The sequence below is a fragment of the Pseudomonas sp. H3_E04 genome (assembly GCF_054668915.1).
On the sequence record NZ_CP162797.1, the window covers coordinates 4120085 to 4143034 of the forward strand.

22 protein-coding genes and 2 pseudogenes are annotated in these 22950 nt (G+C 61.1%); 10 read left to right on the forward strand and 14 right to left on the reverse strand.

The window, feature by feature from the left end; translation table 11 throughout:
* Nucleotides 1–68: 68 nt before the first annotated feature.
* Complete coding sequence (locus tag AB4N53_RS18675; protein ID WP_076564509.1) at nucleotides 69–1967, reverse strand: FTR1 family protein; 1899 nt, start codon at nucleotides 1965–1967, stop codon at nucleotides 69–71.
* Between the two features lie 251 nt (nucleotides 1968–2218).
* Here AB4N53_RS18675 and AB4N53_RS18680 point away from each other — a divergent pair, with 251 nt between their 5' ends.
* The 5 genes from AB4N53_RS18680 (at nucleotide 2219) to AB4N53_RS18700 (ending at nucleotide 6967) form a co-directional block, all read left to right on the forward strand.
* Nucleotides 2219–3607, forward strand: coding sequence for a COG3014 family protein (locus AB4N53_RS18680; protein WP_460122233.1), 1389 nt, complete (start codon nucleotides 2219–2221; stop codon nucleotides 3605–3607).
* 206 nt (nucleotides 3608–3813) lie between these two features.
* On the forward strand, nucleotides 3814–5208 hold the full coding sequence (locus AB4N53_RS18685; protein WP_460122235.1) for a COG3014 family protein: 1395 nt from the start codon (nucleotides 3814–3816) through the stop codon (nucleotides 5206–5208).
* 16 nt (nucleotides 5209–5224) lie between these two features.
* A complete protein-coding gene (locus AB4N53_RS18690) occupies nucleotides 5225–5596 on the forward strand; it encodes a YcfL family protein (RefSeq protein ID WP_016772611.1) in 372 nt (123 codons plus the stop codon).
* A gap of 36 nt (nucleotides 5597–5632) precedes the next feature.
* Nucleotides 5633–6220: a penicillin-binding protein activator LpoB gene (lpoB, locus tag AB4N53_RS18695; RefSeq protein WP_039757415.1), complete on the forward strand. Its 588-nt coding sequence runs from the start codon at nucleotides 5633–5635 to the stop codon at nucleotides 6218–6220.
* A 3-nt stretch (nucleotides 6221–6223) separates the two neighbouring features.
* The gene (locus tag AB4N53_RS18700; RefSeq protein ID WP_460122237.1) at nucleotides 6224–6967 is read left to right on the forward strand and encodes a penicillin-binding protein activator LpoB; all 744 of its coding nucleotides are present in this window, start codon (nucleotides 6224–6226) and stop codon (nucleotides 6965–6967) included.
* A gap of 60 nt (nucleotides 6968–7027) precedes the next feature.
* Here the strand turns inward: AB4N53_RS18700 and rhtB are convergent, their stop codons facing one another.
* From rhtB to AB4N53_RS18715, 3 genes are all read right to left on the reverse strand, one after another.
* The gene (rhtB, locus tag AB4N53_RS18705; protein ID WP_016772608.1) at nucleotides 7028–7660 is read right to left on the reverse strand and encodes a homoserine/homoserine lactone efflux protein; all 633 of its coding nucleotides are present in this window, start codon (nucleotides 7658–7660) and stop codon (nucleotides 7028–7030) included.
* A 153-nt stretch (nucleotides 7661–7813) separates the two neighbouring features.
* The gene (locus tag AB4N53_RS18710; protein ID WP_056791670.1) at nucleotides 7814–8395 is read right to left on the reverse strand and encodes a mechanosensitive ion channel family protein; all 582 of its coding nucleotides are present in this window, start codon (nucleotides 8393–8395) and stop codon (nucleotides 7814–7816) included.
* The gene (locus AB4N53_RS18715) at nucleotides 8395–10305 is read right to left on the reverse strand and encodes an ATP-binding cassette domain-containing protein (protein ID WP_460122240.1); all 1911 of its coding nucleotides are present in this window, start codon (nucleotides 10303–10305) and stop codon (nucleotides 8395–8397) included. The genes AB4N53_RS18710 and AB4N53_RS18715 overlap by 1 nt, the downstream gene beginning before the upstream one ends.
* A gap of 50 nt (nucleotides 10306–10355) precedes the next feature.
* Between AB4N53_RS18715 and AB4N53_RS18720 the strand changes: the two genes are divergently transcribed.
* Nucleotides 10356–10817: a TIGR02444 family protein gene (locus AB4N53_RS18720; RefSeq protein WP_460122242.1), complete on the forward strand. Its 462-nt coding sequence runs from the start codon at nucleotides 10356–10358 to the stop codon at nucleotides 10815–10817.
* Here AB4N53_RS18720 and AB4N53_RS18725 read toward each other — a convergent pair.
* A complete protein-coding gene (locus AB4N53_RS18725; protein WP_460122244.1) occupies nucleotides 10814–11986 on the reverse strand; it encodes an AlgP family protein in 1173 nt (390 codons plus the stop codon). The genes AB4N53_RS18720 and AB4N53_RS18725 overlap by 4 nt on opposite strands.
* A gap of 192 nt (nucleotides 11987–12178) precedes the next feature.
* Between AB4N53_RS18725 and AB4N53_RS18730 the strand changes: the two genes are divergently transcribed.
* On the forward strand, nucleotides 12179–12844 hold the full coding sequence (locus AB4N53_RS18730; RefSeq protein ID WP_460122246.1) for an FKBP-type peptidyl-prolyl cis-trans isomerase: 666 nt from the start codon (nucleotides 12179–12181) through the stop codon (nucleotides 12842–12844).
* Between the two features lie 56 nt (nucleotides 12845–12900).
* Here the strand turns inward: AB4N53_RS18730 and AB4N53_RS18735 are convergent, their stop codons facing one another.
* The 8 genes and pseudogenes from AB4N53_RS18735 to AB4N53_RS18770 all read right to left on the reverse strand — a co-directional run.
* Nucleotides 12901–13359, reverse strand: a complete 459-nt coding sequence (locus AB4N53_RS18735) for an Rsd/AlgQ family anti-sigma factor (protein WP_016985889.1) — start codon at nucleotides 13357–13359, stop codon at nucleotides 12901–12903.
* Between the two features lie 182 nt (nucleotides 13360–13541).
* Nucleotides 13542–14093, reverse strand: coding sequence for a disulfide bond formation protein B (locus AB4N53_RS18740; RefSeq protein WP_039757406.1), 552 nt, complete (start codon nucleotides 14091–14093; stop codon nucleotides 13542–13544).
* A 217-nt stretch (nucleotides 14094–14310) separates the two neighbouring features.
* On the reverse strand, nucleotides 14311–15549 hold the full coding sequence (locus AB4N53_RS18745) for a heme biosynthesis HemY N-terminal domain-containing protein (RefSeq protein WP_460122249.1): 1239 nt from the start codon (nucleotides 15547–15549) through the stop codon (nucleotides 14311–14313).
* The gene (locus AB4N53_RS18750; protein WP_460125190.1) at nucleotides 15546–16688 is read right to left on the reverse strand and encodes a uroporphyrinogen-III C-methyltransferase; all 1143 of its coding nucleotides are present in this window, start codon (nucleotides 16686–16688) and stop codon (nucleotides 15546–15548) included. The genes AB4N53_RS18745 and AB4N53_RS18750 overlap by 4 nt, the downstream gene beginning before the upstream one ends.
* An 84-nt stretch (nucleotides 16689–16772) precedes the next feature.
* Nucleotides 16773–17471 (reverse strand): annotated as a pseudogene (locus AB4N53_RS18755) (uroporphyrinogen-III synthase); the annotation flags it as partial.
* Nucleotides 17468–18409 (reverse strand): hydroxymethylbilane synthase, encoded by a 942-nt coding sequence (gene hemC / locus AB4N53_RS18760; protein ID WP_460122251.1) that lies wholly within the window; start codon nucleotides 18407–18409, stop codon nucleotides 17468–17470. The gene hemC and the pseudogene AB4N53_RS18755, both read right to left, overlap by 4 nt.
* Nucleotides 18410–18547: 138 nt before the next feature.
* Nucleotides 18548–19294 (reverse strand): LytR/AlgR family response regulator transcription factor, encoded by a 747-nt coding sequence (locus tag AB4N53_RS18765; protein WP_016772598.1) that lies wholly within the window; start codon nucleotides 19292–19294, stop codon nucleotides 18548–18550.
* Nucleotides 19291–19428 (reverse strand): annotated as a pseudogene (locus AB4N53_RS18770) (sensor histidine kinase); the annotation flags it as partial. The gene AB4N53_RS18765 and the pseudogene AB4N53_RS18770, both read right to left, overlap by 4 nt.
* A 335-nt stretch (nucleotides 19429–19763) precedes the next feature.
* Between AB4N53_RS18770 and argH the strand changes: the two are divergent.
* Complete coding sequence (argH, locus tag AB4N53_RS18775; protein ID WP_039757402.1) at nucleotides 19764–21158, forward strand: argininosuccinate lyase; 1395 nt, start codon at nucleotides 19764–19766, stop codon at nucleotides 21156–21158.
* Nucleotides 21159–21286: 128 nt separating this feature from the next.
* Here the strand turns inward: argH and AB4N53_RS18780 are convergent, their stop codons facing one another.
* Nucleotides 21287–21946, reverse strand: a complete 660-nt coding sequence (locus tag AB4N53_RS18780; protein WP_460122253.1) for a glutathione S-transferase family protein — start codon at nucleotides 21944–21946, stop codon at nucleotides 21287–21289.
* Between the two features lie 123 nt (nucleotides 21947–22069).
* Here AB4N53_RS18780 and AB4N53_RS18785 point away from each other — a divergent pair, with 123 nt between their 5' ends.
* Nucleotides 22070–22360 (forward strand): hypothetical protein, encoded by a 291-nt coding sequence (locus AB4N53_RS18785; RefSeq protein ID WP_460122255.1) that lies wholly within the window; start codon nucleotides 22070–22072, stop codon nucleotides 22358–22360.
* 197 nt (nucleotides 22361–22557) lie between these two features.
* Complete coding sequence (locus tag AB4N53_RS18790; RefSeq protein WP_039757399.1) at nucleotides 22558–22803, forward strand: TIGR02647 family protein; 246 nt, start codon at nucleotides 22558–22560, stop codon at nucleotides 22801–22803.
* The last annotated feature ends 147 nt before the right edge of the window (nucleotides 22804–22950 follow it).

Sequence of the window (22950 nt, forward strand, 5' to 3'; positions counted from 1 at the left end):
CTCCCACAGGATACAGAACGAACCTGTGGGAGCGAGCCTGCTCGCGAATGTGAGCGCAGCGAATGTCTTCAGGCCGCCGAAACCCGGCGCTTCTCCGCCACCCAACTGCGCCCATACAGCACAGCAATCGCCACAATCGCCACTACCTGCGCGGTCAGCGAATAGGCATCGGCATGGATCCCCAGCCAGTCGAATTCAAAGAACGCCACCGGCCGTGTGCCGAAGATTCCCGCCTCCTGCAAGGCCTTCACGCCATGCCCGGCAAACACCACCGACAACGCGCACAGCAGCGCGGCGTTGATGCTGAAGAACAGCGTCAGCGGCAGTTTCGCCGAACCGCGCAGAATCACCCAGGCCAGGCCGACCAGCAGCACCAGCGCCGTCGCGCCGCCGGCCAGCACGGCGTTGTGCCCGGCAGGACCGGCCTGCAGCCACAGGGTTTCGTAGAACAGGATCACTTCGAACAATTCGCGATAGACCGAGAAGAACGCCAGGATCGCAAAACCGAAGCGACCTCCGCCGCCGACCAGGCTGCTTTTGATGTAATCCTGCCAGGCCGCCGCGTGACGGCGGTCATGCATCCACACGCCGAGCCACAACACCATGACGCTGGCAAACAGCGCGGTGGCGCCTTCCAGCAACTCACGCTGCGAACCGCTGACGTCGATCACATACGCCGCCAGCGCCCAGGTGCCCAAGCCTGCCAGCAAGGCCAGACCCCAACCGACGTTGACGCTGCGCACCGCTGACTGCTGGCCGGTGTTGCGCAGGAAGGCGAGGATCGCCGCCAGCACCAGAATCGCTTCCAGACCTTCGCGCAGCAGAATCAGCAGACCGGAGATGTAACTCAGCGACCAGCTCAGACCATCGCTGCCCAGCAGGCCGGCGGATTCCTTGAGTTTGGCTTTGGCCGCGTCCAGACGCTGCTCGGCCTGCTCGACGGGCAGACCATCCTGCAATGACTGCCGATACGCCATCAGCGATTTTTCGGTGTCCTTGCGCACGTTGGCATCGACGTTGTCCAGCGAGCTTTCCACCAGTTCGAAGCCTTCCAGATACGCCGCCACCGACAGGTCATAGGCCTGATCGTGCTCACCGGCGCGGTAGGCCGCGAGGCTCTTGTCCAGCGTGGCGGCGGTGTAATCGAGCAACTGCGCCGGCCCGCGCTTGACCTGCGGTGGTTGCGCGCGCTGAGCACGGAACGTCGCCGCGACCTCGGCGCCCTCGGCTGCCTGCACTTCGGCCGGGGTCTGGCGGGCCAGGTCAGCGATGTTGTAGACCTTGTCGGACTTGGCGGCTGCCGCATCGGCGCTGAAGCCGGCGATGTAGGTGGCCAGATCCCAGCGCTGGCGATCATCGAGCTGATCGGCAAACGCCGGCATGTCAGTGCCTTCGACGCCTTGGCCGAGGGTGCTGTAGATCGCGTACAGGCTCAGGTGATCCATCCGCGCAGCGTCGCGCAGATTGGCTGGCGCGGGAGTCAGACCTACGCCGGCCGGGCCGTCGCCGGCACCTGTATCGCCGTGGCACACCGAGCAGTTCTGTGCATACAACGGCGCACCGCGTGTCGGGTCCGGGGTGATGATCGGCGCCTGACTGACTTCATACGCCACCGCCAGTTTCGCCCCCAGCTGTCGCGCCTGACGAGCGACATCAGCGCCGTCCTGCTTCGCAGTGATGGCGGCGTGCAAAGACTCGACGCCCTGTTCCAGCGCGGCTTTTTCCGGTTTGGCTGGCAATGCAGTGATCAAGCCCTGCAGAACCTGGGTGAATTCCAGCTGCTCGCGGTATTCGCCATCGTCGATGACTTTGCCTGCCGCGACCGTCGGCGGGTAATCGGCACTGATGTAATCGAGCAGGTGCAACGCTTGCGGCGCGCCTTCCACGGTATCGGCCAGCAGCGGCAGGCTGCTCAGGGACAATAACGGGAACAGCAGCCAGGCCAGCAATCGGGACGAGGCAGTCATGAACGAATCTCAAATGGAAATGCGAAGTTACATATTGTTCACTTCGAAGACATTTCTCTCAAGCTTTGTCGGCGTTTCGCTCTGATTGGCCGGAAATACCCGGCAGACGGCAGCAGCGTTTGTCGCCGAGTATTGCCGCACTGCCCGCTGCCGATTGAGCCTCGACACGCTCGATCAAGATCACAGCCATTTGCCACCATCCACCTTATACTGCCCGCCCCAGAGCATTTGCGCGCAAGGAATCAACCTCAATGCGGAGTCTTCCGTTCGTTTTGCTGCTTTGCGTCGCTATTCAGTTGAGCGGTTGTGCCGCCTATCGCAACTACGATCTTGAAATGCAGCAGACCACCGAGCAAATGACCCGGGGCAATCTGACCGGGGCTCTGGCGCTGGTGGAAATGCACAACCCATGGGAAGACAAGGATCTGCTGTATTACCTCGAAAAAGGCGCGATCCTCAGCGCTGGCAGTGCCCTGCCCGACAGCCAGGACGCCTGGCGCAACGCCGACCGGATGATCTTCCAGCGCGAGGAGGCCAACCCCTCGGGCGCGATGAAATTACTGGCGCGCTTCGGTGATGAAATGGGCACGATGCTGGTCAACGACAAGCTGCGGCGCTATGAAGGCTACGATTACGAGAAGGTCATGCTGACCACACAGATGGCTTTGAACCAGTTGTCCGTCAATGACTTCGCCGGCGCCCGCGCAGATATCAAGAAAACCCACGAACGCGAAACATTGATCGCCCGCCAGCGGGAAAAGCAATACGAAGCGGCCGAAGAACAGGCCAAGGTCCAAGGCCAGACCCTGCATTACAAGGACCTGGAGGGTTACCCGGTCGCCCTGCTCGAGGCGCCGCAGGTCGTGGAATTGAAAAACGGCTACCAGAGTGCGTTCAGCCACTATCTGGCTGGTTTCACTTACGAAGCCCTCGGCGAGCGCGCCCTCGCAGCAGCAGGTTATCGCCAGGCGATCGAACTGCGGCCGGACATGCCCTTGCTGCAAAAGGCCCTGCGCAATCTCGATAAACCGCCAGCGAAAGCCGATGAAAGCGATGTATTGCTCATTATCCAGAGTGGCCTGGCCCCGGCTCGCAGCTCCGTGCAAGTGCCGATCCCGGTTCGTCTGAACGAAACGCTGGTCATCATCGCGCCCATTTCATTCCCGGTGATGGTCCCGGACGCGGTCACGCCCAACTTCAGCCATATCACCGTAGACGGTCGCAAGCAGCCGCTGGTGGTAATCAACAGCGTGACCGACATGTCCATGCGCACACTGCGCGACGACATGCCGCAAATCATCTCGCGGGCGATGTTCCGCGCCAACATGGCCGCCATCGGTCAAGCGCAGGAAAACGAGCGCAACCCGGCGAAAGCCTCGTTGATCGTCACTCAGCATGATCCGTTCGAAGAAGCCGACACCCGCACATGGCGAGCGTTGCCGGACAAGACGCTGGTGGCCCGTCTGCGCATGAAGAAAGGCCTGCACACCTTCCGTTTTGCGCCTGCGTCCATCGACCACCCTTTTGAAATGCGCGTCGACCAGGACCGCCAGATTCTGCACCTGCGGGTTTTCCGGGATCAGGTCTATACCGTCGGATCAGCGTTTGTGCCGAATAAAACCGCTTCATCGGACAAGTGATGGCACCGCATCTGCAAATGCAACCAAAAAGCTATTACATAGCCATCACGCCACGCTTATAATGCCGCGCCCTCGCCCAGCGAGCCGGCATCACAAGCTCCTCACGCATGAGGAATTGGCAGGAGGCGAGCGCCGCCGTCGATAGGTCACACCAGCCCGACCAGCACACGCGGCTGCAAGTTTTGTTACTCAGGGAAGAAGTACTCATGGCATTCCGCGCTTCCATGCTGCTCGCGCTCAGCGCTGTCACGCTGTTGTCCGGCTGCGCAGCGTTTCGCAACTACGATTCCGAACTGGCCCAGACCAATCAGCAACTGGCTTCCGGCAACGTCGACGCGGCGCTGACCCTGCTGGAAAAGAACAACACCGGCACCGACAAAGACCTGCTCTATTACTTCGAGAAAGGTGAACTGCTGCGCGCCAAGGGCGACTTGTCGGGCAGCCAGAACGCCTGGGGCAGTGCCGATCAGGTGGTCGGTCAGTGGGAAGACGCGGTCAAGCTCGACTCGGCCAAGTACCTGGCACAGTTCGGCAGCTTTATCGTCAACGACAAGGTGCGTCGCTACGAAGGCTATGACTACGAGAAAGTCATGCTGACCACGCAGATGGCCCTGAACCTGTTGGCGGTCAACGATTTCGATGGCGCCCGCACGGCGATCAAAAAGACCCACGAACGCGAAGCGGTGATCGCCGACCTGCGCGACAAGGAATACCTCAAGAGCGAAGAACAGGCCGAGAAAGAAGGCATCAAGACCCAGTACAAGGATTTGCAGGGTTATCCGGTGGCCAGCCTCGACGCGCCGGAAGTGGTCGGCCTGAAGAACAGCTACCAGAGTGCATTCAGCCATTACCTGGCCGGTTTCGTTTACGAAGCTTTGGGCGAGAAGGATCTGGCCGCGCCGGGTTATCGCAAGGCTGCCGAACTGCGTCCGAACACGCCGCTGCTCGAGCAGGCGCTGGTCAATCTCGACAAGCCGTCGAAGTCCGACGACAGCGACATTCTGATCGTGGTGCAGAGCGGTCTGGCCCCGGCCCGCGACTCGATTCGTGTGCCGCTGCCATTGCCGATCTCCAACAACGTGGTAATCACTCCGCTGTCGTTCCCGATCATCAAACCGGACACCTCCACCGCGCCGTTTGCGCAGATCGGCGTCGACGGCAAGCAAGTCGACCTGACCGCGCTGAACAGCACCACCGCCATGTCGCGCCGCGCCCTGCGCGATGACATGCCGGGGATCATCGTGCGCACCACCGTGCGCGCGATCACCAAGGGTGTGGCGCAAAAGAAGATCAACGAAACCAACCCGCTCGCCGGCCTCGCCGTGGGTATTTCTTCAGCGGTGCTCGAGGGTGCCGATACGCGTACATGGCGCACTTTGCCGGACAACACCCAAGTGGTGCGTCTGCGCCTGAAAAAGGGTGAGCATCAGGTTACTCTGCCGAGCGCCGTCGGCGGCTCGGTGGTCAAGGTCACTGTCGACCAGCGCTACCAAGTGATCAGCCTGCGTGCCGTGGGCAACCAGGTATTCGCTGGCGGCATCGCTGCTCACGTAATGCCGAGCGCTGCCGCGACCAACGTCGCCAGCCTCAAACAACCTTAAGAACGGAGTCTTTGCAATGCGCTTGAAGATCATCGCCGTCGCCGCCCTCGCCTTGCTGGCAGGCTGCGCCACCCCGCCACCGCCAGAGCCGGGCAGCGCCGCGAGCAAAGTCGTGGCCATGGGCCCGCAGAAACACATCGTCGTCGGCGCCATGCGCGTGGCTCGTGAAAACGGCTTCATGACCGTCAACGTGCAGTTGAGCAACACCCTCAACAGCAACAAGATCTTCTACTACCGCTTCGCCTGGCTTGGCGCCGAAGGTTTCCCGGTTGCCGAAGAAGAAGTATGGAAAAGCCAGATGATGTACGGCGCTCAGACCAGCTTCATTCAGGCCATCGCCCCGACCCCGAAAGCCGTGGATTTCCGTCTGGAAATCAAGACGCCGTAAACCCGCCACCCTATTTCTGATTGAGAGAGCTTTCTCATGTTTGCACGCTTTTCCTGCATCGCCGTCATCGCCCTGCTCGCCTCCGGTTGCGCCAACACCTCGCCGACCCTGGGCAGCAAGAACATCAGCTACGGCGACACCAAAGCGGTTGAAACCGTGACCAACGAATTCGGTTCGACCGACCTGCAAATGATCGCCGAGTCGATGACCCGCTCGCTGGCCCAGTCCGGCATTCTGCAGGGTCGCCCGGTGGTTCAGGTCTACGACGTGAAGAACAAGACCAGCGAGTACATCGACACCCGCGAAATCACCACCAGCATCAAGACCCAGCTGATGAAGACCGGTGTTGCGCGCTTCGCCAGCGACAACAATGCGATGCAGAGCCAGGTTGATCAGCTCAAGCTGCAAAACCAGAGCGGCCTGTACAAGAAAAGCACCGTGGCCAAGACCGGCAACATGATCGCCGCCAAGTACCGCATCGAAGGTTCGATCAGCTCGATCGTCAAGCGCAGCAGCGACTACAAGGACGTCTTCTACAAATTCAGCCTGCAGTTGATCGACGTCGAAAGCGGTCTGGCCGAATGGATGGACGAAAAAGAGATCCGCAAAACCACGGAGCGTTAATCGATGCGCACATGGATTGGCATGATGGCCCTGGCTTGCGCGTTCAGCGCGCAGGCGGCCCCGAAAGTGGCGGTGACGGATCTGGCGTATCAGGAGCGCGTGGAGCAATACATCCACATCGTTTCGGCGCAGAGCAATCACCGCGAGAGTTACTACAGCGCCAGCGGTTCTTCGAGCTACAACGAGATCGAAGCGACCACCAGCTACATCGAACAGGGCGAGCTGCGCAAATTCACCGGCGACATCAAGGGTGAAATCCTGCGTACTGGCATGTTCCAGCTGGTGCAGGGCACGCCATACACTGCCTCGTCCAAGGGCGATGTGTATGACGTGATCAAGCGCATCAAGGCCGGCAACTTCAAAGGCGCCGACTACGTGCTGTTCGGCACTGTGTCCGACATCGACTTCACCCAGAACATCAACGAGCTGGCGAATACCGACAGCTATTCGGCGGTGCTGGGTCTGACACTGGTGGCGGATTTCAGCCTGATCAACACCAAGACCTACGAGATCACCTCGGCCTTCACGGCGATGGGCGAAGCGCAAGACACCAAACTGGTGAATCATCGCGACATCAAGATCTCGCTGAACCGTCCGCGGGTGGTGCGTGAGGTGTCCAAGGCCTTGGGCGAAGACGTGGCCGGGCAACTGAGCATGCAGCTCGGGGATAACGGCTATGAGCAGCCGCGTGAAGCACCGCAGCGCAACAATCTGCCGCGCGATACCGCGCCGGTGATCCTGCGCTGAGTCACCGAGAGAAACAAAAAAGGCGACCTGCATAGGTCGCCTTTTTTCTGCCCGAGCGGTTTACGCCGCCGCTTTGCGCAACGTCGCCATAAACGCCGCCGCGCCAATGAACAACCCGGCAAAGGTGCGGTTCATGCGCTTCTGCTGCTTGGGCGTGCGCAACAGGCGCAGCACCTTCGACGCCAGTCCGGTGTAGCCGGCCATGACAATCAGGTCGACGAACACCATGGTCACGCCGATCACCAGATACTGAATCAGCAGCGGCGCATGGGGATTGATGAACTGCGGCAACACCGCGAGCATGAACACCAACGCCTTGGGGTTGCTGATATTCACCAGAAAGCCGCGAAACACCAAGGCCAGCGGCTTGCCGATCGGCCGAACCGCAGCGTCATCGCTCATGTCCATGGGCAGCGCGCGCCATTGCTTGATCGCCAGATAAACCAGATAGGCAACGCCGAACCATTTGATCGCATGGAACGCCGTGGCCGAAGCAGTGAGCACAGCGCCAACCCCCGCGCCGACAATCGCGATCTGCACCGCCAGACCGATCTGCAGGCCCAGCGCGTTCCAATAACCGCGCCAGAACCCGTATTGCAAACCGCTGGACATCGACGCGATGGCGCCCGCGCCCGGGGACAGGCTGATCACCCAGCAGGCGGCAAAAAATGCCAGCCATGTTTGAAGCTCCATCGCACACCTCGGCTCTGAATCGTGACAGACGCTCAAGCTAATGCGCTTTGGGCTTAAAAGCAAAAGATCGCAGCCTTCGGCAGCTCCTACAGAAGGAATGCGATCCGTGTAGGAGCTGCCGAAGGCTGCGATCTTTTGATCTTGCTGAAAACGCTACTTCTCGAACCCGCTGGAAGGAAACACATCCGTCCCGCGCCAACGCCGCACCGAACGCTGGAAGAACAGGCTGTTCGGCACCTGCACCATGGCGCTGCCGGTGCCGAGTTCTTCGGCCTCGACCAGCGTGGTGTAGAGCAGATTGATCGCGATCACCCGGCCTTTGACGCCAGGCTTGTCGGTGGTGTCCACCAGTTCGACCACGTCGCCGAGGCGGAACGGCCCGACGGTGAAGATCAGAATTGCGCAGAGCAGGTTCGACAGCACGCTCCACATGGCGAAGAACGCCACCGCCGCCACCGCGACAAACCCCGACAGCGCCGTCCACAGCACCGTGGCCGAAACGCCGAGACGCTCGAGCACGAAGAGCAGCGCGCTGCCCATGATCAGCCAGCGCAACACGCCGCGCAGCGGCATCAGCAACTGCGGCGGAAACGGATAGCGCTCACCCAGGCGAGTCAGGCCTTTGGCGACGAAACGCTGGGTCAGGTAACCGGCCAGCAGAATCAGCAGAATCTGCGCGGTGAACCAGAGCGGTTCGACCCACACCGCCGAGAAAGGCAGCTTGAAGGCCTCCATCAGGACAACGCCTCCAGCTCCGCCTGCATGCTTTCCAGGGTTTCCAGGGCTTCCATCCACGCTTCTTCCAGCTCGGCTTCCCGAACTTTCAGCTTGGCCTGTTCGGCGAGCAGATCACGCAATTCATTCTTGCGCGCCGGCTCGTAGATATCGCTGTCACCGAGGCTGGCATCGACCTTGGCCAGTTTCTCGTGGAGCTTGCCCAGCTCGGCTTCAAGCTTGTCGGCCTCGCGCTTGTGCGGCGCCAGTTGCTGGCGCAATGCTGCCGCCGCTTGGCGCTGCGCTTTCTTGTCGGTCTTGTCCGGGTTGACCGGCGTGTTGCTGACCGGCGCATTGCGCTGACGATATTCCACCAGCCAACGTGCGTAGTCTTCGAGATCGCCGTCGAACTCTTCGACCTTGCCGTCGGCAACCAGATAGAAGTTGTCGGTGGTGCTCTTGAGCAAGTGCCGATCGTGAGAGACCACCAGCACCGCACCACTGAATTCCTGCAGGGCCATGGTCAGCGCCAGACGCATTTCCAGGTCGAGGTGGTTGGTCGGTTCGTCGAGCAGCAGCAGGTTCGGCCGTTCCCAGGCGATCAACGCGAGGGCCAGACGGGCCTTCTCGCCACCGGAGAAATTCAGCACCGGCTCATCGATGCGCGCGCCACGGAAGTCGAAGCCGCCGAGGAAGTCGCGCAAGGCCTGCTCGCGCTCGCCCGGCGCCAAACGCTGCAAGTGCAGCAACGGGCTGGCCTTGGAGTCCAGCGAGTCGAGCTGATGCTGAGCGAAGTAGCCGACCACGGTGTTTTCGCCACGGGTCAGGCGCCCGGCCAGCGGTTCGAGTTCGCCGGCGAGGTTCTTGATCAGCGTCGATTTACCCGCGCCGTTCGGCCCGAGCAGACCGATCCGCGCACCGGGGGTCAGTTGCAGCTTGACCTTTTCGAGGATGGTCTTGTCGCCATAACCCAGACGCGCATCGGACAGGTCGATCAGCGGACTGGAGATCTTGGTCGACTCACGGAAAACAAAGTCGAACGGCGAATCGACGTGGGCCGCCGACAATTCTTCCATGCGCTCCAGTGCCTTGATCCGGCTCTGCGCCTGACGGGCCTTGGTTGCCTGGGCCTTGAAGCGAGCGATGTAGCTTTCCATGTGCGCACGCTGCGCCTGCTGCTTTTCGTAGGCCTGTTGCTGCTGGGCCAGACGTTCGGCACGGGCGCGTTCGAACGCGGTGTAGCCGCCCCGGTAGAGCGTCAGCTTGCGCTGATCGACATGGGCGACGTGATCGACCACTTCGTCGAGGAAATCACGGTCGTGGGAAATCAGCAGCAAAGTGCCCGGATAACTCTTCAGCCACTCTTCGAGCCAGATGATCGCATCGAGGTCCAAGTGGTTGGTCGGTTCGTCGAGCAGCAGCAGATCCGACGGGCACATCAGTGCCTGCGCCAGATTCAGACGCATCCGCCAGCCACCGGAGAAATCGCCTACCTGACGGTCCATCTGCTCATTGGTGAACCCAAGGCCGGCGAGCAGCTTGCGCGCCCGCGCATCGGCGGTGTAGCCGTCGGCACTGTCGAGTTCGGCGTGCAGGCGCGCCAGTGCGGTGCCGTCATGGGCCTCTTCGGCAGCGGCAAGCTCGCGTTGCACCTCGCGCAGACGCAGGTCGCCATCGAGCACATAATCGACCGCCAGGCGCTCGAGGGTGTCGACCTCCTGGCGCATGTGTGCGATGCGCCAGTCGGCCGGCAGCAGGCAGTCGCCCGAATCCGGGTGCAACTCGCCGCGCAGCAAGGCGAACAGGCTGGATTTGCCGGCACCGTTGGCGCCGATGAGGCCGGCTTTGTGGCCGGCGTGCAGGGTCAGCTCGGCGTCTTCTAGCAGACGTTGCGGGCCACGCTGTAAAGTCAGGTTCTGAAGTCGGATCATAATGGCGGCGGAGTCTACCAGCTTCGCTCACAACTGGCGCGAGTAGCACGATGTCCTCTGACCTGTGGAGCTTTGCCCTTGATGTCTACGCCCGGCCGGGCGTGGAAGATGCCTGCCTGCAATTGCAAACGGCGGGCGCCAATGTCTGCCTGTTGCTGTGCGGTTTGTGGCTGGAGCAGCGCGCGGTGACCTGCGATGAACCGCGCGTACGTCTGCTCAAGGCCTTGACCGCGCCGTGGGATGTCGAAGTGGTGCAGCCGCTGCGAACCCTGCGCATGCAGTGGAAAGCGCGGGCCGTCGACGATGCGGTGGTGGCCGGCATGCGCGAGCAGATCAAATCACTGGAGCTTGAAGCTGAGCGCACCTTGCTGTCACGCCTTGAAGGTATGGCACAGGATTGGAGGCGCAACGATGCAGGTTCAGTGACCTGGCTTGAGGGCTTGGCCGGCAATGCCGCCAGCCTGAACCGCGACGCGCTGCAAGTACTGCGCGTCGCGGCAACCGGCACTTAGGAAGCGCTGGTCGGGGTGCTGCTGACGTTCGACGAAGCGGCAGGCGCTGGCGCAGTCGAAGGAGCGGCGGACGACGGTGCCGACGCAGCTGGGGCAGCCGGGGTCGCCGCAGGTGCAGGCTTGGCTGCTGGAGCGGCAGCCGGTTTGGTCGCGGCTGGCTTGGCAGCTGCAGGCTTTTTCACCGCTGGTTTTGCGGCTGGCTTGGCGGCCGGTTTTGCAGCAGCGGTCGCCGGCTTGGCAGCAGCGGGTTTCGCAGCAGGCTTGGCGGCCGGCTTAGCAGCGGTTTTCGCTGCAGGTTTTGCTGCCGATGTTGCGGCTGGTTTGGCAGCCGGTTTTACCGCCACTTTCGCAGCAGGTTTGGCAGCGGCCGGCTTGGCCGCAGTCTTCGCAGCAGGCTTCGCAGCAGCGGTTTTGGCTGCTGGTTTTGCCGCTGGTTTGGCTGCAGGTTTGGCGGCTGCGGTTTTCGCCGGTGCAGCTTTGCTCGCGGCCGGTTTTGCAGCGGCTTTGGCAGGGCTGGTTTTCACTGCTGGCTTGGCTGCAGCAGGTTTGGCTGGAGTGGTTTTAGCCGCCGGTTTTGCCGCGCTCGCCGCCGGCTTCTTCGCTGCAGTTTTCGCCGCCGGTTTGGCAGCCGCTTTCACTGGCGCCTTGGCCGCTGGTTTGGCGGCGGTTTTCGCAACCGCAGGTTTCGCCGCAGCGGTCTTCGCCGGGGCTTTGCTTGCAACAGGTTTGGCAGCGACTTTCTTCGCCGCAGCGGCTGCCGGTTTTGCCGAACGCGACGACAGGACCTTACCCACTGCTTCCTGAACGCGGCCAACACCCTGGGCCAGTTTCAGGCTTTCCTGAGCATCGCGCTTGAGTTGCAGAATGTAGCTGCGGGTCTCGGACTGACGATCTTTCAAAGCGTCGAGCAGGTCTTCGAGTTCTTTCACTGAAGCCTTGGCCTTGTTCTGGGCCTTGGCTTTGCCGGCGGTGGCGGCGTCCTGCAATTTGGTGCGCGATTTGTGCAGTTTTTCCTGCGCCTTGCCACGCTGTTTTTCCAGCTTGGCGAGCAGTTTTTCAGCATCAGCCAAGGCTTGCGAGCAAGCGTTTTCCAAATGCTCGAGCAGGCTGCCCGACAACTGTTGGAGTAAGTGCAACGGAGTATTTACAGGCTTCTTGGTGGCCGACATGGTTTACCTCCTGGCTGACGTGAGTGCGGCTCATACTAGACCTCTGCTGATACCGCCGCTAGGGCATGTTGACAGTATCTGCACCGTTGCGTTGCACCGAAGCCGAAATGTTCTGCGCGCGGAAAAAAGCAGTTCACCGATGCAGGCATTTGCACTGGCATAATCCCCCGCATCTCAGGTCGGAGAGTGCCCATGTCGCGCTACTTTATTTTGTCCCTCTGCATGGTTTTTTCGGCGGCGCATGCCGATGAAAAAACCACCGCGAACGATGCTCATGATCTGGCTTACAGCCTCGGTGCCAGCCTCGGCGAACGGCTGCGCCAGGAGGTGCCGCAGTTGCAGATCCAGGCGCTGATCGAAGGTCTGCAACAGGCGTATCAGGGCAAGCCGCTGGCGTTGAGTGAAGCGCGTATCGAACAGATTCTGGCCGACCATGAATCGCGCAACGCCGAGCAGGCATCACGGCAATCGAGCGACGCGGCGATGGAAAACGAGCAACGCTTTCTCAGTGCGGAAAAAGCCAAACCGGGGGTGAAGGAACTGGCCGATGGCATCCTTCTGACTGAACTGGTTCCAGGCTCCGGCGCCAAGGCCGGCCCGGACGGCAAAGTGCAGGTGCTGTATGTCGGCAAGCTGCCGGACGGCACTGTGTTCGATCAGAACACCCAGCCGCAATGGTTCAACCTCGACAGCGTGATCGCCGGTTGGCGCACCGCTTTGCAGAACATGCCGGTGGGGGCGAAATGGCGACTGGTGATTCCATCGGATCAGGCCTATGGCGCCGACGGTGCCGGCGACCTGATTGCGCCATTCACACCACTGGTTTTTGAAGTGGAGTTGCGGGGCGCGACGAGCTGATCAGGCATAAAAAAACGGTGCGCTTTCGGCGCACCGTTTTTCATGAAGGACGTGGATCAGGCCTGAACCGGATCTTCTTCCTTGTGTGCTGTGTGCAGCACTTCGATCAGGCAGTCTTCAAGTTCAAAACGTTCGTGCAGCAGGCCACCGAGCTCCTTGAATTTCTCCGCAACGCATTTGCCTTCGTCGCAAAGATCATTGAAAGCGAGCAGCTTCTCGGTAATGACGTCGATGCGCGGGTAGATGGTCTCGGCGAGTTCCAGACCGCGCTTGTCGTTGAACGCCTTGGCTTCGCCAGTCAGCTGTTCATAGATTTCAAAGTGCCCCGCCGATACGTAATCGACCAGCACGCCGCAGAATTCCTGCAGAGGCTTGCGGCTCTCGGACAGCGACTCAGGCTGCGCACCGAGCTTGTCGTAGGCGCCGATCAACTCTTCACGTTCCTGCAACCAGCGGTCGATCAGCAGATGAACCCCACCCCAACGTTCCTGAGCATTCTGACAACTTTCGAGCATGGCGATCTCTCTTCCCTTGTGGGTCATGCTGCTCTACACCCGCGCCCCTGTTCTGATTTGACTGGGTGGACGATCGGGCAGAGCGTCATCGAGCAACATAAATCCAATGACACGTGCCGGCCAGATTATGCCCGCACGCCTATGGCTTCAAGGTACGCAGGAGATAAAGTTCATACAAGTGTTTAATCCTTGACCAGTGTGTAGTGCGACGCTTCGTCGCTGACCGGTCGCTGCAGAGCGCTCCAGATCAGACGCAGCAACTGATAAACCGCAAGAATCGACACACCGACAAAAAACAGCAGGCTCCATTCGGGGATGCTCAAATCGAACAGCGTCCAGGAGATTTCCGCACAATCGGCACCGCCCTTGAACATCCGCTGCAAGGCACAGATCCATGGCAGACCGCTGAACAGCGACTCCACGGTGGGCGAGCATTTGACCAGTTGCAACATCGAGTCACTCTGGATCAAGACCTGCCGCCACGCAGCGGTGGTTCCACCCAGACTGGCGCCCAGCGCAAACAGCCAGTACCACCATAAGCCAACACGCCGAGGGCCATGCACCGCTGCCACGCCGCAGCCGATGCACAGCAGCGTGAGGAACAACCGCTGTACCAGGCACAGACTGCAAGGCGTCAGACCGACCGCGTATTCGAGGTAATAGGAAGCTCCCAGAGCAAAGGCCCCCGCAATGAAAGCCATGAAGAACAAGGAGCGTGAGCAGGCCAACGACATGGCTTTTCCGTAACAGTAGAGACAGACGGTTACGGTAGAGGAAAGCGTGTCAGCCTTTCAAGGCGAGGGCCTGCCGACAGTTCACCACAGGTGTAGGGAAAACCCGACAGGTTCGAGAGGAAACGATGAAGCGCTCTGTAGGATTTTGCCTCAAGAGCGCAAAGAAGAGGAATTTTCACTTGTTGAAAGTTCGCGAGGGAACCAACTCCCTCGCCTTTCAGACCTTCGTCGCAACCGGCAAAGGCGCCGCCAGCAGGCGTTCATCCAACAGCCCCAGACCTTCCTGGAACAACTGATTGCTGCGCTCGGTATCGCCCAGCTGCGCAAGCAGCCGAGCCAATTCCGCACAGGTCTCCGGATTGCGCTGCACACGCAGACTGCTTTCCAGATAGTCACGCGCCTTGCCCCACAAACTGGTTTGCAGACACAAACGCCCGAGGGTCAGCAACAGGCTCGGATCGGCCGGGTGCTCCTTGAGCCAGCCTTCGGCAGTCTGCAACTGGCGCGCAGGATCACTGCCACGAACCAAGCCATATAACCGCGCCAGATGGCTGTCGTATTTGCGCTTGAGCGCTGTGCGCAGCACCTCTTCGGCCTCGACCTGAGCGCCCAACTGGCGCAACTGCTCGGCATAGGCCAACACCAATGGCGGCTCCTGACGCTGCGCCGAAGTCAGCTGTTCCCACGCGCGCTTGAGCGATTGCAGACCCACCGTACCGTCTTCTTCGCGATGCGCTGCCAAGGACAGATTCTCACCCCAGGCGCGACGCTCGAGTTCAGCCAGTTCGGCCGGCGGCAGCACTTTGTCCTTGCGCAACTCCGGCAGCAGACGAATCACCGCCGACCATTCGCCGCGTTGCTGATGCAGACGTTGCAATTGACGCAATGTCTGCGCGCTGCGCGGATGCCGTTCATGCATCGCCTGCAAGGTCACCAGCGCACCATCAGTGTCGCCACGATCGGTCTGCAGTTGCGCGTGACTCAGGGCGATCGCCAATTCGGCTTGCGGCTGACGCTCCAGCGCCCGCTCGAGCAAACGATCGCTCTCTTCGTATTGGCCCTGCTCGTTCGCCGCGCGTGCAGCGCCGAGGTAATAAAGCAGTGGCTGACGCTCGGCTTCTGCTGCGCGGGTCAAGTGCCGTTGCGCACTGGCCCAGCGCCCTTCAGCCAGATCCAGTTGCCCGTGTTCGATCGCCACTTGCACGCGGCGGCTGCGATTTCGCCGCGACCATGGATTGACCACGCCGGTGGAGGTCATCACCAGCTCGGCCAACACTTTGATGCCCCAGAACAGCAGCCACAGCACCGCGATCACCGCCAGTGTCGCCCACAGGCTCGCCTCGTAGCGGAAGCTCTTGTACGCCACCAGCACGTAACCGGAATGCTCGGCGATCGCCAGGCCCAGCGCTGCCGTCGCGGCGATGACCAGAAACACGATTACATAGAGGCGCTTCATGGAGTCGCCTCCTGCGCCGCGTTGGCGGCGGGCTTGGCGAACGGTTTCACCGATTCTTCGGCATTGACGTTACGCCGCTCCAGATACCCCTGAACCGCACTCAAGGTACCGGCCAGATCCGGAGTCTTGACAGTGACCGGTTCCTTGCTCAGCTCGGCGACCTGTTCCAGCATGACTTTGCTCTGCGGGTTGTCCGGGTTGAAATTGCCCTTGAGCACATCGCGTGCCTCGGCCAGCGCCTGGGTGTACACCGCCGCCTGACCGTTGAGCGCCGCCCACTGCGCCTGTTCCAGCGCCAGGCTCAGGGCCAGGCGCACCTGGCTCAGGCTCTGTCCGGCCAGTAGCGGTTTGACGTTTTTGTCAGCGTTGAAATCGATGCGGATGTAGCGCGAGACCTTGTCCCACCACTGCGCCCAGCGACTGGCGCCATCGCCGTCGGCGGTCAGACCCAGCAGCGACTCGCCGCGATCCTTGTACTCCGGCGCCAGCTCGGTGAGGTCGATGACTTGATCGCGCAGCGCGCCGAGGCGCAGGAACAGCCCGGTGCGATCCGGCTGTTCGGTGCTGCGCAGGGCGACCAGGGTTTTCGCTACTTGCTCGCGCGCGGCGAAGGAACCCGGATCGTTCTGTTCACGGAGGATTTCGTCGGCGCCCTGCACCAGCGCCTGGGCGCTGCTGATGTCCTGCAACGCCGACAGGCGCAGGCTGGCCAGACGCAGCAAGTGCTCGGCCTCGGCCAGACGCCAGTCCTTGCGGCTGGCGCCGAGGACGGTTTCCAGACGCTGATTGAGGCGCTGCTGGTCGCCTTGCAATTGCGTGACCAGACGCTGGCGTTCGGCGAGCTCGTCAGCACCGGGCAACTGCGCAAGGCGTTCGGTCAGACGCTGTTCGTTGAGCTTCAGACTCTGCGCCTGATCGTTCAACGCCTGCACCTGACCCGACTGTTGCTGCGTGTTGTTCTGCAGGTGGCGCACCTGCCAGACACCCCAGCCGCCTATGGCGACACCGGCGGCGCCGAGCAGCAGGGCGACAATCGCCAGTCCATTGCCTCGGCGCGGCTCTTTGGCCGGTAGTGGAGTTTCAACCTGGGCATCGAGCACAGGCTGGACGTCATCTTTTGGCAAGGCTGTTTCGCTCACGTATCCATCCTTTGCGTTAGAAAACGGCACGGGACATTCCCGTAACGCCGTCAGCAAAGCCGCGGCACTCGCGCCGCGGCAATCCACAACTGTTTGAGCCCCGGCGGCACGTGCCAGCTCGGCGACTCTCGGGCTCGGTACAAACAACGGCAACTGCGCGATCTTCGGCCAGGCATCGCCGGCCATCTGCCGCAGGTGCTCGAAACCCTGTCCACTGCTGACCACCAGCCCGTTCAAGCGTTCCGCTTCGATCCGCCGTGGCAGCTCGTTTGGCGGGTAGGCTGGCAGGTCGCGGCGATACAACTCCAGATACTCGACACTAGCACCAAGCGCGCGCAGGCGCTCGGCGAGCAGTTCACGACCACCCTCGCCGCGCAGGATCATCACCTGCGCCTCGGGCTGGCCGAGCGCCTCGCGCAGACGCGGCAATTGCAGCAGGGCTTCACTGTCATCGCCGTCAGCCGGGAAGCTCACATCGAGACCATGCTCGCGAAGTATGCCTGCGGTCGCGGCGCCGACGCTGAACCACGGCATGCTCAATGGCGGCGCGCCTTCAGACTTGAGCAAGTCCACCGCAATCCGCGCCGCCGGTTTGCTGACCACGATCACTGCGCTGCAAGCGGGCAATCGCGAAATCGCCTGACGAATACTGGCAGAGACCGGCAGCGGAACAATGTCCAAAAGCGGCAGGCAACTGCTGAAAATCCCGTGCCCGGCCAACTGTTCGGCCAGCGCCGCGCAGTCGTCTGCCGGGCGCGTCAGCAGCAGGCGCCAGGCCGTCACTCGTGACCCGCCTCGCCGTACACCGCCTTGAGAATGTCGTCGGCGCCTTGCTTGAGCAGGTCTTCAGCGACCTGCACACCCAATGTTTCGGCGTCCGCGCGCGGAGCGCGGGCTTGGGCACTGAGCAGCTTGCCGCCGCTTGGCTCACCGACCAGACCGCGCAACCACAACTGCTCGCCTTCAAGCACGGCGTAGCACGCGATCGGGACCTGGCAGCCGCCGTTCAAATGTTTGTTGAGGGCGCGTTCGGCATTCACCCGCGAAGCCGTATCGGCGTGATGCAAGGGCGCGAGCAAGGCATGAATATCGTGGTCGGCGCTGCGGCATTCGATGCCGACCGCGCCTTGGCCACCGGCCGGCAGGCTGTCATCGACACTGATCGCCGACGTGATGCGATCCTCGAAACCCAGGCGGATCAAACCGGCCGCGGCGAGGATGATCGCGTCGTACTCGCCGGCGTCGAGTTTGGCCAGACGGGTGTTGACGTTGCCGCGCAAAAAGCGGATCTGCAGGTCCGGACGACGTGCCAGCAGTTGCGTCTGCCGACGCAGGCTCGAGGTGCCGACGATGGCACCGGCAGGCAGCGCTTCAAGACTGGCGTAGGTGTTGGAGACGAATGCATCGCGCGGGTCTTCGCGCTCGCAGATGCAGAACAGACCCAGGCCTTGCGGGAAGTCCATCGGCACGTCTTTCATCGAATGCACGGCGATATCGGCTTGGTTTTCCAGCAGCGCGGTTTCCAGCTCCTTGACGAACAGACCCTTGCCGCCGATCTTCGACAGTGGCGAGTCGAGCAGCTTGTCGCCGCGACTGACCATGGGCACCAGCGTCACCAGCAGGCCCGGGTGGGCTGCCTCGAGACGGGCTTTGACGTATTCGGCCTGCCAGAGGGCCAGCGCACTTTTACGGGTGGCGATGCGGATTTCGCGAGGGGACATGGAACAATCCGTACTGAATAGATACGGCGGATAATAACAGCTCAGTCAATTCCACTTTGACCTGAATCAGAAAACGGCGTGGCCTCCCTGGCCTGCCATGCCGGGTAAAAGAAGTTGTAACGCCCGGTAAAGACCGGGTCAAAGCCCCTGCATCATCTTGCGTACACCGGCGACATGCCTGCGGCTGACTATCAGCGCATCGCCATTGAGACCTTTGAGAAACAGCTGAAAATGTCCCAGTGGAGTGCGCTGCAATCGCTCGATGCGGTCGCGAGCGACCAGCGCGTTGCGGTGGATACGCACAAAGCGTTCGCCGAATTCGTCTTCGAGGGCTTTGAGAGGTTCGTCAAGCAGCACCTCACCCGCTTCGTGACGCAGGGTCACGTATTTGTGGTCGGCGATGAAGTAGACCACCTGATCCAGCGGAATCAGCTCGATGCCTTTACGGGTCCGTGCGCTGATGTGGCTGCGTGGGCCGTTGCCACTTTCGGCAGCGGGACGGGTCAGGGCCGAGAGTTGCGCCCGGTTGGGACGTTCAGCCCGCTTCAGGGCTTCATTCAAGTGTTCGGTTCGCACAGGTTTCACCACATAGCCCACGGCGCTGGCCTGCAGGGCTTCCACGGCAAATTCATCGGGACTGGTGCAAAACACCACGGCCGGCGGCGTCTCTCGTTCGCACAGTCGGGCAGCAACCTGCAGGCCATCGAGGCCCGGCATGCGGATATCGAGCAGCACGATATCCGGCTTGTGGCTGTCGATCAGCGCTAACGCCTCCTCGCCATTCGTGGCACTGGGCTCCAGGACTGTGTAACCCTCGAGCTCGCTCACCATACGGCTTAGGCGCTCGCGAGCCAGGGGTTCGTCATCAACGATCAGGACATTCATATTGCGCTGGATTCCTGCGTGAGTCTCGCACAAGGATAGCGTAGACAGGTGTAGTGACCTCCGTCACCGCGATCCACGCTAAGACTAGCCCGAGCGCCAAAAAGTGCCGTACGTCGGCCAGCAATATTTGCCAGCGTCCGGATCGAACGGCTCAGAGCCCAGTGTTTCCTGCGTTTCTCGCGGTGGGTGACCGTTGTACAACTCACCCGCCCCCTCTTCTTATAGCCGGTGGCCAGACCTTTGCATGATCCGCATTCGCACCGACCCTTATGTCCACTGTAGACGTTCGTCGGAACGATATTGCTCAATCAAAAAATATCCTTTTGTAAATTCCCTGCAGACCGCGCCGGACGTGCCTGACACATCCGCGAAAAAACCTGTCGATCGGTGTCAGCGACAGGATTGGCAACCCTGTTATTATCCGCGCCAGCGTTTCACGCCATTTCTTCAAGCCGATACGAGCGAATTCATGAGCACTGACAAGACCAATCAGTCCTGGGGCGGCCGCTTCAGTGAACCCGTCGACGCCTTCGTCGCCCGCTTCACCGCCTCCGTCACTTTCGACCAGCGCCTGTATCGCCACGACATCATGGGCTCGATCGCCCACGCCACCATGCTGGCCAAGGTCGGCGTGCTGACCGATGCCGAGCGCGACAGCATCATCGATGGCCTGAAGACCATTCAGGGCGAAATCGAGGCCGGCCAGTTCGACTGGCGCGTCGACCTCGAAGACGTGCACATGAACATCGAAGCACGCCTGACCGACCGCATCGGCGTCACCGGTAAAAAGCTGCACACCGGGCGCAGCCGCAACGACCAGGTCGCCACCGATATCCGCCTGTGGCTGCGCGATGAAATCGACCTGATCCTCGCCGAGATCACCCGCCTGCAAAAAGGCCTGCTGGAGCAAGCCGAGCGTGAGGCCGCAAGCATCATGCCGGGCTTCACTCACCTGCAGACCGCACAGCCGGTGACCTTCGGGCACCACATGCTGGCCTGGTTCGAAATGCTCAGCCGCGATTACGAGCGTCTGGTCGACTGCCGCAAGCGCACCAACCGCATGCCATTGGGCAGCGCCGCGCTCGCCGGCACCACTTACCCGATCGATCGCGAATACACCGCGCAACTGCTCGGCTTCGACGCCGTCGGCGGCAACTCGCTGGACAACGTTTCCGATCGTGACTTCGCCATCGAATTCTGCTCGGCCGCGAGCATCGCGATGATGCACCTGTCGCGTTTCTCCGAAGAGCTGGTGCTGTGGACCAGCGCGCAGTTCCAGTTCATCGATCTGCCGGACCGTTTCTGCACCGGCAGCTCGATCATGCCGCAAAAGAAAAATCCCGACGTGCCCGAGCTGGTGCGCGGCAAGACCGGCCGTGTGTTCGGTGCGCTGATGGGCCTGTTGACCCTGATGAAAGGCCAGCCACTGGCCTACAACAAGGACAATCAGGAAGACAAGGAACCGCTGTTCGACGCCGCCGACACCCTGCGCGATTCGTTGCGCGCGTTTGCCGACATGATCCCGGCGATCAAGCCGAAACACGCGATCATGCGTGAAGCGGCGTTGCGCGGTTTCTCCACCGCAACTGACCTGGCGGATTATCTGGTGCGCCGTGGCCTGCCGTTCCGTGATTGCCATGAAATTGTTGGCCACGCAGTGAAATATGGCGTCGACACCGGCAAGGATCTGGCCGAGATGAGCCTGGAAGAATTGCGTCAGTTCAGTGATCAGATCGAGCAGGATGTATTTGCCGTGCTGACCCTGGAAGGCTCGGTGAATGCCCGCGACCATATCGGCGGGACTGCACCGGCGCAGGTCAAGGCTGCGGTGGCACGCGGCCAGGCCCTGATCGCCAGCCGCTAAAAGCCAAGAGCTTCGCGAGCAGGCTCGCTCCCACAGGGATTCAGGATGTTCACAAAATTTGTGTTCATCACCGACTCAATGTTGGAGCGAGCCTGCTCGCGAAGCCGCCCTCCAGGACGCCACAAAATTCACTTCTTGGCAGCAATCATTGCCAAAAACGCCGGCATCGCCGCGTCCTTGTCCGCCGCAATCTTCTGCACGTGCGGATTCTGCTCAAGACGCTCCAGCAGCCCTTTCGCCTGCGGCATTTCGGCCAGCAGATCGATCCCGAACAGCTTCTGCCCGACCGCACAGGCCAGCGGCACACTGTAGAGGAAATACAAGTCGGCAACGCTCAGGCTGTCACCCGCCACATACGGCGCGAACTTGCCGTGACGGCCCAGCGCCGCGAAGCCCAGCAGCAGCTCGGTCCGGGTCTTTTCCTTGATCGCCTCAGGCAATGTCACACCGAAGAATGCCTCGCCATAACAGGCACGCGCCGGCAACTCGATGTACAGCTCGATCTCCTTGGCAATCGCCAGCACCTGCGCACGCTCAAACGGATCGCTCGGCAGGAGCGGCGTGGCCTTTTCTGATTGTTCGAGGTATTCGAGGATGATCGCGGTTTCGTTGATGTAACCGGCGTCGACACCGAGCACCGGGACCTTGCCCCGCGGGCTGATGGCCAGTGACTCCGGGGTCTGCGCCGGATAGAAAGTTACCTCTTCGAAGGGCAGGCCTTTTTCCAGCAGTGCCAGTTTGACCATGTTGTAGTAGTTGCTGACAGCAAATCCGTAGAGCTTGAACATCACAGAGCCTCCAGGCCGTGCGGGGTGGGCAGTGCCTGTTTATAGATCGCCGCGACGTTTCCCGCCAGCAGCATCACGCCGCTGAATGCGGGTAAACTGGCGCCTTTCCTTGAGGAGCCTGCCATGAGCGAGCCGACAGACATCGTCAACGATGACGACGAAGAAGCATTCACTGAAGCGACGCTGATCGAAGCCATCGAGAACCAGATCGAAAGCGACAACCCGCCAGCGGCCAAGGCGACGTTGAACAAACTGACTCTGGTCGGCATGGAGCGCGAAGAGATCCTCAACCTCATGGCTCACGTGCTTGCCTATGAGATTGACGCGATGCTCGATGAAGATCGCCCGTTCGACACCCAGTGGTACGAAACGGCATTGCGCGCATTGCCAGAGCTGCCACCGGAAAAGCTCTAGGATCAAAAGATCGCAGCCTTCGGCAGCTCTTACACCAATCTCCTGTAGGAGCTGCCGAAGGCTGCGATCTTTTTTATGCGGACTACACTGGAATTCGCCTCAAGACAAAATCCCCTGATCTGAGCACTGGACATGCCGCACCAGCGGGTTCACCTTAGAGGCGCTGTCGTCCAATTCCTAGAAAGTCTGGAGTCCTTATGTCGCTTACCCCTGAGTTGGTTGCCGAACTGGAAGTCCTTGCACTCTTCAACCTGGACAGTTCCCAGGAAGGTCTGAAAATTCATCAGACCGCTGCCCCGAAACACATCGCTGCTGCCCAGCGCCTCTTTGAAAAAGAACTCACCGACCAGCCCGATGGCGGGTATCTGACCAGCCTCGGTCGCGATGCCGCGCAAAACGTGCAGACCGTACTGACGATTCTGAGAGAGCAGGAAACCGCCTGATTTTTCCCTGACTTTGCCCACGGGAACTCCTGCCACGGGATTTCCGCGGGCCCGCTCGATCGCTGCCGATAAAAAACTGACGTCAGAAAACAAATTCAGCTTAAACGTCCTGCCACGCAGCGGCTAAACTGCGGCCATTCCGAGACC